This is a genomic window from Aestuariimicrobium sp. p3-SID1156, from assembly GCF_025144225.1.
GTDB lineage: Bacteria > Actinomycetota > Actinomycetes > Propionibacteriales > Propionibacteriaceae > Aestuariimicrobium.
Genome location: NZ_JALXXB010000014.1, coordinates 1 through 13,763, shown reverse-complemented (window position 1 = coordinate 13,763; position 13,763 = coordinate 1). Strand labels below are relative to the sequence as shown.

Here is a 13,763-nt window from a genome sequence, read left to right as displayed (position 1 = left end):
CATGCCGATCCCCCGATGCCGGGTCAGCGATCCTTGTTCCAACCGCCGGACTCGGCAATGCGCGGGCTGCGACCGTAGCCACGTCCGCCATCGCGACCGCCACGACGACCGCCCTTCCAACCCCCACGGCCACGACCCTGGCCACCGAAGGCGCCGCGATCGTCCCGGTCTCGCTGGGCGCGGGGCTTGTGCAGGGGACGCGGTGCGACGAGCTTCTTGAAGTCCTCCTCGCTGATCGCCTCCCCGCTGGGCTTGGTGGCACCGGTCAGCTCATTCAGCTCGGGGTCCCCGAGCAGGATCTCGACGGGGTTCACCTTCACACCGGCGCTGCCGATCATGCGCAGGGTCTGGCGACGCTGGTGGGGCAGGACGATGGAGACCACCGCACCCTCCTCACCGGCTCGCGCTGTACGACCGGCGCGGTGGGTGTAGTCCTTGCCGTTCATCGGCGGGTCGAGCTGGAGCACCAGCGAGACCTCGTCGACGTGGATGCCACGGGCCGCGACGTCGGTGGCCACCAGGACGGGCAGGGTGCCCTCCTTGAAGGCCGCCAGGATGCGGGCGCGGGCGCCCTGGGTCAGGCCGCCGTGGAGGGCGCCGGCCATGACGCCGGCCTCACGCAACTGGTTGGCGACGCGGTCACTGCCGAGCTGGGTACGGGCGAAGATGACGGTGCGTCCCTCGCGGTTGGCGATCTGGGCGGTGATCGCGTTCTTCTCGTGCGGGCGGACCAGCAGCACGTGGTGGTGCATGGTCGCGACGCCGCCCTTGTCGGAGTCGACCTCATGGAGGACCGGGTCCTTGAGGTACTTGCGGACCAGGCGGTCCACGGCCCCGTCGAGGGTGGCGGAGAAGAGCAGCTTCTGGCTCTTGGGCGAGACGGCGTCCAGCAGGGTGGTGACGGCGGGCATGAAGCCAAGGTCAGCCATGTGGTCCGCCTCGTCCAGGACGGCCACCTGCACGTCGGACAGGTCCGCAGCGCCCTGCTCGAGCAGGTCGATCAGGCGTCCGGGAGTGGCGACGACGATGTCGACGCCCTTCTCGAAGGCCTTCATCTGCGGGCCGTAGCTCATGCCGCCGGCGACCAGCACCAGCTTGAGGCCGAGCGAGCTGGCCAGCGGGGAGACCACGTCAGCGACCTGGAGCGCGAGCTCGCGGGTCGGCACCAGCACCATCGCACGCGGGGTGCGGAAGGACTTGCCGTGGTTGCGCTTGTGCTCATCACCCTGGGAGAGGCGATGGACCAGCGGCAGGCCAAAAGCCAAGGTCTTGCCCGAGCCGGTCTTGGCACGACCGAGGACGTCGTGGCCCTCCATCGCGTCGGGGATGGTCGCGACCTGGATCGGGAAGGGGGTGGTGATGCCGCGCTGGGCGAGCAGGCCCACGATCTCAGCGGGTAGGCCGAGCTCGCCGAAGCCGACGGAGGTGTCCACGGTGGAGGTGTCGACCTCGACCTCCTCCTGCTGCCACTCCATCACGTCGAGCTGGGCCTCATCGGCCGACTCGTCGCGATCGAAACGGTCACGCTTCTCGAAGCGGTCGCTGCGCTCGAAACGCTCGGTGCGCTCGGGACGCCCCCAGGACCCGGTGCGGGAACGGTTGTCACGGTTCCACTCGCGGGGTCCACGGTCCTCGCCACCGAAGCGGTCCTTGCGGGGACGGTCATTGCGGGGACGGTCATTGCGGTCCCAGCCGCGCGAGCCGCGATCCTCACGGTCGAAGGAGCGCTGGGGACGGTCATCTCGGCCCCAGCTGCGGCGCTCGTCGGTGCGACGGTCGTCGCGGGGACGATCCTCGCGGTCGAAACCGCGCTGCGGGCGGTCCTGTCGCCCCCAGCTGCTCTGGCGATCGCCGCGCTGGTCACGCCGGAAGTCGTCACGGCGGAAGTCGTCACGGCGGAAGTCGTCCCGCCGGAAGTCGTCCCGCCGGAAGTCGTCACGACGGGCAGGACGCTCCGAACGCTGGGCGTCGCGCTCGAAGGAACGCTGTTCACCGCCCGACCGCGGGCGTCCCGAACCGAAACGGGGCTCGATGCCCTGACTGCGGACGCCACCGGAACGACGCGGGGCATGCCCGCGCTCGGCGCGCTCGGCGGCGCTCCAACGCTTCTTGGGGGTGCCATCGGCCTTGGAGGACTTGGGGCCCTTCTTCGAGTTGGCAGCCTTCGGGCCGCGAACCTTCTTGGGACGGGAATTGCTGTTGTTGAAAGACATGTGCTTCTACCCTTCACGCACGGAGGCGGACAGCCGCCCAGCTCGTGGGCAGCACGGTTCATCGCCAACGACGTCGGCGACACGGTTCAGCGCACCTGTCAGCGCGGCGTAGTCGTACCGGCCCGGTGGGCTAGGGAAATATCGAGGATGTAGGGGCGAATTGGTCGCACTCCCTCGTCCCCGTCCATGCGGGGCTCCCTGCAACTGATTCGCATCGCCTGCGGAGTTCGCTCCGTCAGGGTGGCCACCGGCATCGGGCCGGGCCGTCGGTCCACTCTACGCGATCATCCCGCCAGACTGAAATCGCGCGCCCGGGGGCCGGGGCGGGCCGCCACCAGGACTTCATCCAGAGTTCAACTCAACTGCCTCGCTTGGACGCCGGAGCCCCGACGGGGCCGGGTTAGACTCCGAGACATGCGCGTTGCGATTGTGGCCGAATCCTTCCTGCCCCAGGTGAACGGGGTCACGAACTCGGTCCTGCGTGTGCTGGAGCACCTGCGCGCCACCGGCCACGATGCCTTCGTGGTAGCACCGAACGACCCGGGCCGCACGCCCCGCCAGTACGCCGGTTTCCCCGTGATCACGGTGCCGTCGATGGGCCTGCCGGGCTACGCCGATGTCCGTGTTTGCGGGACGACCACCTTCGCGATGGCCAAGATCCTCCGCGACCACGAGCCCGATGTCGTGCATTTGGCCGCACCCTTCATGATGGGCTATAAGGCAGCGCTGGCCTGCGCCCATCTGGGCCTGCCGAGCGTGGCGATCTACCAGACCGAGGTGCCCACCTACGCGGCCCGCTACGGGGCTCCCCATCTTGAGCCGGTGTTCTGGCGCCGCCTGCGGCACGCCCACTCCCTGGCCACACTGAACTTCGCGCCCTCCACCCACGCCCGCCAGCAACTCATCGACCAGGGCATCCCGCGCGTCGGTATTTGGGCCCGTGGCGTCGACTCGGTCCGCTTCCACCCCGACAAGCGCTCCGAGGAACTGCGTCGGCAGTGGGCGCCCACGGGTGAGAAGATCGTAGGGTACATGGGCCGACTGGCCGCCGAGAAGCAGGTGGAGGACTTGCGTGTCCTCAGGGACCTGCCCGGCACTCGCGTGGTCGTCATCGGCGGCGGCCCGCTGCGTGGCTCGCTGGAGAAGCAGCTCCCCCAGGCCATCTTCACCGGCCCCAAGTCAGGCGAGGACCTGGCCATCTCGCTGGCGAGCTTCGACGTCTTCGTGCACACCGGCGAACTGGAGACCTTTGGGCAGACGATCCAGGAGGCGCAGGCCTCCGGCGTCCCGGTGATCGCGCCGCGTCGCGGTGGCCCGATCGACCTGGTGTCGCCCTCGCACACCGGATGGCTCTACGAACCCGGCGACCTCGAGGGGCTGCGCAGCTACGTGGCCGACCTGGTCGGGGACGACGCCAAGCGGGCTGCCTTCGCACGCACCTGCCGGGACACCGTGGAGCATCGCACCTGGTCGGCGCTCTGTGGCCAGCTCGTGGCCCACTACGAGCGGGCGATCCAGCTGGCCAGCCAGTCGGCTGAACGCCAGCCCCTGATCACCGCCCTCTGAGCCCACCGGGTCCCGGCAGCCCGGGATCAGTCGAGGATCTTGTGCAGCGGGCGGTAGTGCGCCACGACGGCCTGTCGGTAGGCATCGGCGTCTCCCGCCCGGAGGGCCTTCAGCATGTCGCCGTGCGCCTCGACGGTGTCGCGAATGTCGTCGGGGGCGGCGATGCCCAGCAGGGGGACGACGATCGTGTTGACCTCCCACAAGGCCACGACGAGCTCGGTGGCCAAGTCGTTGCCGACGTGGTTGAGCAACAGGCGGTGGAATTCCTGGTCCTCCTCCATGAAGGACTCCCCCGCCGTCGAGCGCTCGCGCATGCGTTCCACCAGAGCCTCGAGCTCCGGCATTTCCTCACCGCGCAGGCGCTCGACCAGTTGGAGGGCGACCATGGAGTCAATCCCCTCTCGCAACTGGACCACTTCCCGCAGGGTCGTCAGGTGGCCATCGGGATTGAGCAGGCTGCGAAAGACGAGCCCGGTGATGAAGGGTGCCAGCGACATGTTGCCGACGGTGGTGCCGTGGCCGTGGCGGACCTCGACCAGGTCCAGTGACACCAGGGTGCGGATGGCCTCACGCACCGAGGAGCGTGAGACGCCCAGTTCCTGCACCAACTCGGCCTCGGTGGGCAGCGGATCTCCCGGACGAAGCCCCCGGTCGAGAATGTGGGACTTGATCGCCTGCACAGTGGAAGAGCCCGTACCGCCCCGTCGGGGGATCGCATCCCGCGGGTTGGCCGCGGACGGTTCCTTGCTTCGAGACATGCAGTCCCACCCTTTCCCAGCCCGTCAAGGGATGAACATCTGGCGCTGGCCCGTCACGGACGCACGCGGTCGGGCCCCGTTCGGAGAATAGGTCATGTCCGGGCCCCCCTTGACCCGCCGGTCGGCGAGGTCGTAAGGTCATCCTATCCACATCAGACATCAGACGTCTGATGTTAAGCGGGACCCGCGAGCGCGGGGGCGCCGAGTGTTCCGGGACAGCCCGTGGCACGGACGATGACGCAAAGGAGCATCACCATGCAGTTCACCCACCAGCCCTCCCGCCGGGCCTTCCTGAGCATTGGCGGGGCCGCCGCGCTCTCGGCATCCCTGGCGGCCTGTGCCCCGGCGAACAAGGGCAGCAGTGCGACCACCCAGGCCCCCGCTGGCTCGGGGGCGGCCAAGCAGGAGGGGACCATCAAGGCTGCGATCTCCTACGAGCTCGGCACCAACGGCTACGACCCGATGTCGACCAGCGCCGCCCTCACCGTGGCGGCGAACTGGCACACGATGGAGGGCCTGACCGAGATCGAACCGGCCAGCCGCGAGACCTACGCAGCCCTGGCCAAGGAACTTCCCAGCGGAGACGGCAAGACCGTCGACGTGGCCCTGCGTGATGGGGCCACCTTCCACGACGGCAGCAAGGTGACCGCCGACGACGTGGTCTTCTCCTTCTCCCGTGTGATGGATCCGGCCAATGCCTCCCTCTACGCCAGCTTCATCCCTTTCATCGAGAAGGTGGAGAAGAAGGATGACCAGACTGTCACTTTCACTCTGGCCCACCCGACCTCGGTCCTGGCCGATCGCCTGGCCGTGGTGAAGATCGTGCCCAAGGCTGCTGTCGAGAAGGACGCCAAGGCCTTCGACGCCAACCCGATCGGCTCGGGCCCGTGGAAGATGACCGACAACGGCGCCACCTCCAAGAAGATCTCCTTCGAGCGCTTCGACGCCTACAACGGCCCCCGCAAGGCGCGCGCCAAGCTGATGGAGTGGCAGATCATCCCTGACGCCTCCACCCGCACCAACGCCATCCAGTCCAAGTCGGTCCAGGCGATCGACTCGGTGCCCTACCTATCGATCAAGCAGCTCCAGAGCAGCGCCCAGGTCGAGTCGGTGCAGGGCTTCGGGCTGCTCTTCGCGATGTTCAACAACGACAAGGGCAACCCCTTCTCGGACGTCCGCAACCGCCAGGCCTTCCTCTACGCCATCGACATGGACAAGGTGATCGCCACCGGCCTGCTCGGCCAGGCCGAGGCCGCCACCTCCTTCCTGCCCAGCAACCACCCGGAGTACAAGAAGGCCAAGGTCGTCTACTCCAAGGACGTCGACAAGGCCAAGCAGCTCTTCGGCCAGACCGGTCTGAAGAAGTTCCGGATGCTGTGCACCGACCACGACTGGGTGCAGAAGGTGACCCCGATCATCCAGGAGTCCCTCAAGGCCGCCGGCCTGCAGGTCGAGTTCGAGCAGAAGAAGTCCTCCGATGTCTACAACACCATCGACGGCAAGCCCGACGCCTTCGACGTGGTGATCGCCCCCGGCGACCCCTCGGTCTTCGGCAACGACCCCGACCTGCTGATGCGCTGGTGGTACGCCGGTGACACCTGGACCGACAAGCGCATGCACTGGAAGGGCACCGAGTCCTGGAAGAAGGTCCAGGACCTGCTGGCCAAGGGCCTCAACAACACCGACAAGGCGGCGCAGAAGACGACCTGGGGCGAGACCTTCGACGTCCTCAGCGAGAACGTGCCGCTCTACCCGCTGTTCCACCGCAAGACCCCCACCGCCTGGGACGCCAGCTCGCTGGTCGACTTCAAGCCGATCTCCCTGACCGGCCTGAGCTTCGTCAACGTCGCCAGCACCAAGTGATGCCCCACTGACACCCCGGCCCTTCGTGGTGGCCACCTTCTCCAGGTGGCCACCCACCGGGGCCACCCCGCCTGACACGCACCCAAGGAGTTGCTCCGTGTCGAACCTGCTCCGACTGATCGGCCGGCGTCTGGTCGCCTTCCCGATCATGGTCCTGGGGGTCACCCTGCTCGTCTTCGTGGTGATGTCCTTCTCCCCCTCTGATCCGGCACGGTTGGCGCTGGGCGAATCGGCCTCCGCGGAGGCCTTGGCCAACTACCGCGCCACCCATGGCCTGGATGACCCGCTGCTGACCCGCTACGTGCGCTTCCTGGGTGGCCTGCTGCAGGGCCGGCTCGGCACAACCAGCGGCAACACCCCGGTCACGGATGTGGTTGCCAAGGCCTTCCCCATCACCCTGCAGCTGACTTTCTTGGGCCTGGCGCTCGCCGTGGTGCTGGCGCTGGTGCTGGGCGTGGTTGCTGCCCTCTACCGCGACCGCTGGCCCGACCAGCTCATCCGCATCCTGTCCATCGCGATGCTGGCGACGCCCTCGTTCTGGCTGGCGATCCTGCTGATCCAGTGGCTGGGCACCGTCCCCGGCGGCTGGGGCAGCTTCCCCGCCCTGGTCACTGACTGGATCCCCTTCCGGGACAACCCGGCGGTCTGGGCGAACAACGTCACCCTGCCCGCCGTCGCCCTGGCCGTCCCCGTGGCCGGCTCGCTCACCCGCGTGGTACGCACCTCGATGGTCGAGGAACTCGACAAGGACTATGTCCGCACCGCCGTCGGTGGCGGTGTCCCCTACCCGGTCGTGGTGGCCCGCAACGTGCTGCGCAATGCGCTGATCAACCCGATCACCGTCCTGGGCCTGCGCGTGGGTTACCTGATGGGTGGTGCGGTGATCATCGAGATCATCTTCAACATCCAGGCCATGGGCCAGCTCATCCTTGACGGCGTCACCCGCAATGACGTCTTCCTCGTGCAGGGCGTGACCCTGACCGTCGCCATCGCGTTCATCGTGGTCAACATCGTGGTCGACATGCTCTACGTCCTCGTCAACCCACGGATCAGGAGCATCTGATGCGTCGCAAGCTCTCCACCCGACTCTCCTCCGTGCAGGGCGGACGTCTGGACTCCCTGCGCCGGTTGCCCTGGACCTCCAGGATTGCCGTTGGTTTCTTGCTGCTGATGGTCCTGGCTGCGCTGCTGGCCCCCCTGTTGAGCCGCTTCGACCCACTGGCCACTGGTCTGTCGACCGACCCCAGCATCGTGGGCACGGTCTCCCAGGAGGCCATGCAGTCCCCTGCCGTCGCCCCCAATGGCACCTTCTGGTTCGGCACGGACGCCTCCGGCCGCGACATCTTCTCCCGCGTCCTCCACGGCGCCCGCTCATCGCTCCTGATCGGCCTGTGCGCCACCGGCGCTGCGCTGCTGGTCGCCGCCGTGCTCGGCTCGATCGCCGCGACCGCCCACAAGTGGGTCTCCGAGGTCCTGATGCGCCTGCTCGACATCATCATGTCGTTCCCGGGCATCGCTTTGGCCGTGGTCTTCGTCGCCGTCTTCGGCACCTCACTGCCGGTGATCATCCTGGCCATCGGCTTCCTCTACGTCCCCCAACTGGCGCGCGTGATCAGGGCGAACGTGATCAGCCAGTTCGGCGAGGACTACGTCGCCGCCTCCAAGGTGATGGGCGCCTCGACCCCCTGGATCCTGATCAGGCATGTGGCCCGCAACTGCCTGGCCCCGATCATGGTCTTCGCCACCGTCCTGGTCGCCGACGCCATCGTCTTCGAAGCCTCGCTGTCGTTCATCAACGCCGGAGTCAAGCCGCCGAACCCGTCCTGGGGCAACATCCTGGCCGAGGGCAAGCAGCTGCTGATCTCCGGCCTGTGGTGGCCCACGTTCTTCCCCGGCCTGATGATCCTGCTCACCGTCCTGGCCCTCAATGTTCTCTCCGAGGGCCTCACCGACGCCCTGGCCAGCCCCACGATCCGCCGCAAGGTCGACGTCGAGGCCGACGAGAAGGCCATGCTGGTCGACCCGGTGGCCGCCACCGAGGAGGCCCTGGACGACCAGGTCCTCAGCCCCGCCCAGGGCGAGCGCCCGGCCGGCATCCTGCCGCAGGACGCGGAGGAGACCGCCCCAGAACTGCAGGCCACCGGCGTCCTCGGGTTGACCGACCAGGCGACCGCCACCCGGTTGCTGAACGAATCCCTGCAGTCCCTGCGCGTCCACGAAAGCGCCCGGACCGACCGGCTGGTGCTCGCCGACCAGGACGCCGCTCCCCTGCTCCAGGTCAAGGACCTCCGGATCGCCTTCCCGCAGGCCCATGGCGAGGTCGACATCGTGGACAACGTCTCCTTCGACGTCCGCCCCGGCGAGACCATGGGGCTGGTCGGTGAGTCCGGCTGCGGCAAGTCGATCACGTCCATGGCGGTGATGGGCCTGCTGCCGCGCACCGCACGCATCCAGGGCGAGATCCTCTTCGAGGGGCGCGACCTGCTCACCATGGGGCCTCGCGAGCGCAATGCCCTGCGCGGGCACGAGATGGCGATGGTCTACCAGGACGCGCTGAGCTCGCTCAACCCGTCGATGCTCATCCGCACCCAGCTCAACCAGCTCCTCCGTCGCGGCGGCACGCGCAGCGCGGAGGAACTGCTCGAGCTGGTCGGCCTGGACCCCAAGCGGATGCTGGCCTCCTACCCCCACGAGTTGTCCGGTGGACAGCGCCAGCGCGTGCTGATCGCCATGGCCCTGACCCGCAACCCACGCCTGGTGATGGCCGACGAGCCGACCACCGCCCTGGATGTCACGGTGCAGCGACAGGTCGTCGACCTGCTCCGTCGCCTGCAGGACGAACTGGGCTTCGCGATGGTCTTCGTCAGCCACGACCTCGCTCTGGTCGCCCAGCTGGCCCACCGGATCACCGTGATGTACGCCGGCCAGGTCGTCGAGCAGGCCACCACCACCGAACTGCTCATCGACCCCCGCCACGAGTACACCCGCGGCCTGCTCGGCTCGGTGCTCTCGATCGAGTCCGGCGCCTCGCGCCTGCACCAGGTCCCGGGAACCGTCCCGGCACCGCGTGACTTCGTCAAGGGCGACCGGTTCGCTCCCCGCTCCTCCCGGCCGGAGGTCGGGCTGGACATCCGCCCGCAGATGGTGCGCATCCCCGGCACCTCGCACTGGGTGGCGACCACCACTGCTGAAGGAGGACTCCGATGAGCGCGCCCACCAGCGGCACCACCCCGGTCATCGACCTGCGCAACGTCCACGTGGTGCACCGCCTGCGCACCGGCAAGCTGTTCCGCCCCGATCGCATCCGGGCCGTCGATGGAGTGGACTTCACCGTCCATCGCGGCGAGGTCGTCGGCATCGTCGGCGAGTCCGGCTGCGGCAAGTCCACCCTGGCCCGCGTCATGGTGGGTCTGCAGCCCCCCACCAGCGGCATGGTGCTGTTCAACGGTGCCGAGCTGGGCTCCCATCGCCACGCCCGCAAGCAATTGGGACGCTCGGTCTCGGTGGTCTTCCAGGACCCCGCCACGGCGCTCAATCCGCGCATGGTGGTGCGTGACCAGCTACTCGACCCGCTCAACGTGCACGGCATCGGCAGCCATGCCGAGCGCCTGGCCAAGGTCAAGGAGTTGTTGCACCTGGTCGGCCTCCCACAGTCCGCCCTGGACGTGCTGCCGCGCCAGATCTCTGGTGGCCAGCGCCAGCGCGTCGCGATCGCCCGGGCCCTCGTGCTGGACCCGGACATCATCGTCGCCGACGAACCGACCAGCGCCCTGGACGTGTCGGTGCGCGCGCAGGTGCTGAACCTGCTGGCCGACCTCAAGTCGACCCTGGGGCTCGGGCTGGTGTTCATCAGCCACGACATCAACACCGTGCGCTATGTCTCGGACCGGATCGCCGTCATGCTCGCCGGTCGCATCATCGAGACCGGCCCAGCCCAGGAGATCTTCGACAACCCGCGCGAGGCGTACACCCGCAAGCTGCTCGGTGCCACCCCCTCCCTGCTCTGACCCTCTGCCCACAACGTGCCCCCCTCCACGAAAGGTCCTGCCATGACCACCCCGCTGCGCGGTGTCATCCCCCCGCTGCTCACCCCGCTGACGGCCGACCGCGAGCTCGACCACGCCTCCTTGGAGAAGCTGGTCAACCGTCTCGTCGACGCCGGTGTCGACGGCATCTTCGCGCTGGGCTCCAGCAGCGAGGTCGCCTTCTTTGACGACGCCCGTCGCCTGGAGGTGTTGAGGACGGTCCTGGAGCTGGTCGCGGGCCGCGTCCCCGTGATCGCGGGAGCGATCGACATGCAGACCGATCGTGTCCTGCAGCACATTCGCGCCATGGAGGGGCTGGACATCGCCGGGGTCGTGGCCACTGCCCCCTTCTACGCCATCACCGGCCCCGAGGAGATCGACAGCCACTTCCGCATCCTTGCCGCGTCCACCGACCTACCGCTGTGGGCCTATGACCTGCCGGTCTGCGTGCACACCAAGCTCGCCCCGGCCATGCTGGTCAGGCTCGGACAGGATGGCGTGCTGGCCGGGGTCAAGGACTCCTCCGGTGACGACGTCTCCTTCCGATTGCTCGCGTCGCTGAACCGCAGGGCCGGCTCCCCCTTGAGCCTGCTCACCGGTCACGAGGTGGTCGTGGACGGCTCCTACCTGGCCGGCGCGGACGGTTCGGTGCCGGGTCTGGGCAATGTCGACCCCGCCGCCTATGTCCGCATGCACGCGGCCGCGATGGCGAGTGACTGGGAGGTCGTTGGCCGCGAGCAGGACCGTCTCGCCGAGTTGTTCGAGATCGTCTACCAGCCCGTCGGAAAGGTCGGTCCCGCAGCCGGCGTGGGTGCCTTCAAGACAGCCCTGCGCGAACTGGGGGTCTTCGACACCAACATGATGTCGCGCCCGATGAGCCCCCTCGAGGGCGAGGCCATCGGCGGGATCCGCGAGATCCTGGTCAGGACCGGACTGTTGTGAACCTCCTGGCCCTGGACCTGGGCGGCACCAAGACCACGGCCGCACTCGTTGAACTCAGCCCGGCGGGGGACGCCCGGATCCTGCAGCGGGTCACCTCCCCCACGCCGGCCCGGGAGGGCGCCGCTCGAGTGCTGGAGAATGCGCTCGAACTGGCCACCTCCCTGGCCGACGGCAGGGGCCGGGGGCATGAGCCGATACGCGCCGTCGGTGTCGCCTCCGCCGGTGTGGTGGACGTGCACCGCGGGGTGGTCACCCACGCCACCGACGCCCTGCCCGGCTGGCCGGGAACCGACCTGGTCTCAGCCTTCAGCACGCGTTTCGGGCTACCCGCCGTGGCGCTCAACGATGTCCACGCGCATGGTCTGGGCGAAGCGCGTTTCGGCGCCGGGGCCGGGCGTGGGAGCATACTGCTGGTCGCCGTCGGAACCGGCATCGGCGGCTGCCTGGTGGTCGAGGGCAGGCCGCTCTTCGGGGCCCGTGGCGTGGCCGGCCACCTGGGACACCTCGCCGTCCCCGAGGCTGACGGGGTGACCTGCAGCTGCGGACGCACCGGGCACCTGGAGGGCCTGGCGTCCGGACCCGGGATTCACGCCCTGTACCTGCGCCGGGGCGGTAGGGCAGCTGACACGCGTGAGATCGCGCAGCGCGCTGCGTCCGGGGAGGAACTGGCCACCGCCGTGCTGCGCGAGTGTGGCGTCGCGACCGGACGCGTGCTGGGCGGGCTGATGAACGCGATCGACCCCGAGGTCGTGGTGCTGACCGGTGGCCTGTCCCAGATCGGCGAGCCCTGGCTGGGAGCTGTTCGCGAAGGCATCACCCATGATGCGATGGACGCCGTGGCGGGCACCCCGGTGTTGCCCGCGCACGCAGGAGTGGAGGCAGCGCTGCTCGGTGCAGCAGCCTTCGCCCAGGACGAGCTGACCCGAGGAGAGGAAGTCTGATGCATCCGCTGCTGGAGGCCCTGCGCGGGCGACTGGTCGTGTCCTGCCAGGCCTATCCGGGGGAGCCGATGCGGCACCCGGACACGATGGCGCAGGTCGCCCAGGCCGTCGAGATTGGCGGGGCTGCGGCAGTGCGCGCCCAGGGCCTGGACGACATCCGCTGCGTGAAGCAGGTAGTTGACGTCCCGGTGGTCGGAATCTGGAAGGACGGCGCCGAAGGGGTGTTCATCACCCCCACCCTGAGGCATGCGGTGGCCGTGGCTGAGGCGGGAGCCGACATCGTCGGGATTGACGCCACCCTGCGCCCGCGACCGGACGGGCTGACCTTCGCCGAGACCGTGCGCCGGTTGCGGGAGCGCACGGAGGCCCTGGTGATGGCGGACTGTGATTCGGTGGAGTCGGCGCTGGCCGCGGCCGAGGCGGGGGCGGACATCATCGGCACGACCTTGTCGGGCTACACCGGCGCCAGGCCCTCGACGGTCGGGCCCGATCTGGAGCTGGTGCGCGAGCTGGTGGCGGAGCTTCCCGGTCATGCCGTCGTCGCTGAGGGACGCGTGCACACCCCCGCCCAGGCGGCCGCCGCCCTCGAGGCGGGGGCGTTCGCGGTGGTGGTGGGGACCGCGATCACCCACCCGACCTCGATCACGCGCTGGTTCGTGGAGGCACTGGGCTGACACCCCTTCTTTCAAACCCCTCAGTTCAGCTGTGGGCGAAACCCACCCCTTGCTTTGCATTCGTTCCTGTGTACGATTGAGACATGGACGACGGAGCGACGTGGCGGGTGAACACGGAACGGGCTGGGCAGTTGGCTTCCCAGCTCGCGCGCGTGCATGCCGAGCTCGTCGACTTCACGGCACACCTACTGGAGACCTCGGGCTGGTCCGGTGACGGCGTCCGCTCCCCCGAGCACTGGCTGCAGGTCTACACGGGGCTTTCGATCACCCAGTCGCGGCAGCTGGTACACCTCGCCGAGCGGCGGGAGGAGCTGCCGACCACCGTTGCTCTGGTCGAGCAGGGGCGGATGAGCCTGGACCAGGCGGCCGTGATCGCCCGCCACGTCCCGGGCTGGGCTGAGCAGCAGGTGGCCGAGCTTGGCGAGACCCTGTCGGTGACGCAGCTGGCACGGGTGGCCGCCAAGTACCCCTTCGAGCGCGAGCAGCGCAGCTACGAGGAGCCGCGCACTCCCCCGTCACGACGTGGGTCGGAGCTGACGATGAGCCGGCACGGTGACCGATTCAGGCTGCGCTTCGAGACTGACGCGGTGCAGGGCGCACTCGTGGAGCAGGCAATCCTCGAGGCCAAGGACGCGCTGTTCACTGCGGGCAATGGACGCGCGACGCTCGGGGACGGCCTGGTGGAGGTTGCCAGCCGGTCGCTGGACAGCGTCACCTCGCCAACTCGACGTGACCACTACAGGGTGATGATCCACCTGGACGTCACGGGTCGCGGGTGGGT

Annotated in this window: 11 protein-coding genes; 9 read left to right on the top strand and 2 right to left on the bottom strand. The window is 68.7% G+C overall.

The window, feature by feature from the left end:
- Positions 1-23 precede the first annotated feature (23 nt).
- Entirely contained in the window at positions 24-2,213 is a 2,190-nt protein-coding gene (locus M3G03_RS11995; RefSeq protein ID WP_259810273.1) for a DEAD/DEAH box helicase, read from the bottom strand.
- 414 nt (positions 2,214-2,627) lie between these two features.
- On the opposite strand from M3G03_RS11995, the gene M3G03_RS11990 reads away from it, so the two are divergent.
- On the top strand, positions 2,628-3,779 hold the full coding sequence (locus M3G03_RS11990; RefSeq protein WP_259810271.1) for a glycosyltransferase family 1 protein: 1,152 nt from the start codon (positions 2,628-2,630) through the stop codon (positions 3,777-3,779).
- A 26-nt stretch (positions 3,780-3,805) separates the two neighbouring features.
- Here M3G03_RS11990 and M3G03_RS11985 read toward each other — a convergent pair whose 3' ends face one another.
- Positions 3,806-4,537, bottom strand: a complete 732-nt coding sequence (locus M3G03_RS11985) for a FadR/GntR family transcriptional regulator (RefSeq protein WP_259810269.1) — start codon at positions 4,535-4,537, stop codon at positions 3,806-3,808.
- 255 nt (positions 4,538-4,792) lie between these two features.
- On the opposite strand from M3G03_RS11985, the gene M3G03_RS11980 reads away from it, so the two are divergent.
- The 8 genes from M3G03_RS11980 to M3G03_RS11945 form a co-directional block, all read left to right on the top strand.
- Complete coding sequence (locus M3G03_RS11980; protein ID WP_259810267.1) at positions 4,793-6,400, top strand: ABC transporter substrate-binding protein; 1,608 nt, start codon at positions 4,793-4,795, stop codon at positions 6,398-6,400.
- Positions 6,401-6,497: 97 nt separating this feature from the next.
- Positions 6,498-7,463 (top strand): ABC transporter permease, encoded by a 966-nt coding sequence (locus M3G03_RS11975; RefSeq protein WP_259810265.1) that lies wholly within the window; start codon positions 6,498-6,500, stop codon positions 7,461-7,463.
- Positions 7,463-9,607: a dipeptide/oligopeptide/nickel ABC transporter permease/ATP-binding protein gene (locus M3G03_RS11970; protein ID WP_259810263.1), complete on the top strand. Its 2,145-nt coding sequence runs from the start codon at positions 7,463-7,465 to the stop codon at positions 9,605-9,607. The genes M3G03_RS11975 and M3G03_RS11970 overlap by 1 nt, the downstream gene beginning before the upstream one ends.
- On the top strand, positions 9,604-10,407 hold the full coding sequence (locus M3G03_RS11965; RefSeq protein ID WP_259810262.1) for an ABC transporter ATP-binding protein: 804 nt from the start codon (positions 9,604-9,606) through the stop codon (positions 10,405-10,407). Before M3G03_RS11970 ends, M3G03_RS11965 begins: the two co-directional genes overlap by 4 nt.
- A gap of 42 nt (positions 10,408-10,449) precedes the next feature.
- Entirely contained in the window at positions 10,450-11,367 is a 918-nt protein-coding gene (locus tag M3G03_RS11960; RefSeq protein ID WP_259810261.1) for a dihydrodipicolinate synthase family protein, read from the top strand.
- The gene (locus tag M3G03_RS11955) at positions 11,364-12,308 is read left to right on the top strand and encodes an ROK family protein (protein WP_259810260.1); all 945 of its coding nucleotides are present in this window, start codon (positions 11,364-11,366) and stop codon (positions 12,306-12,308) included. The genes M3G03_RS11960 and M3G03_RS11955 overlap by 4 nt, the downstream gene beginning before the upstream one ends.
- Positions 12,308-12,982, top strand: coding sequence for an N-acetylmannosamine-6-phosphate 2-epimerase (locus M3G03_RS11950; protein WP_259810259.1), 675 nt, complete (start codon positions 12,308-12,310; stop codon positions 12,980-12,982). Before M3G03_RS11955 ends, M3G03_RS11950 begins: the two co-directional genes overlap by 1 nt.
- Before the next feature lie 83 nt (positions 12,983-13,065).
- On the top strand, positions 13,066-13,763 hold a 698-nt coding region (locus M3G03_RS11945), incomplete at its 3' end, for a 13E12 repeat family protein (RefSeq protein WP_259810258.1).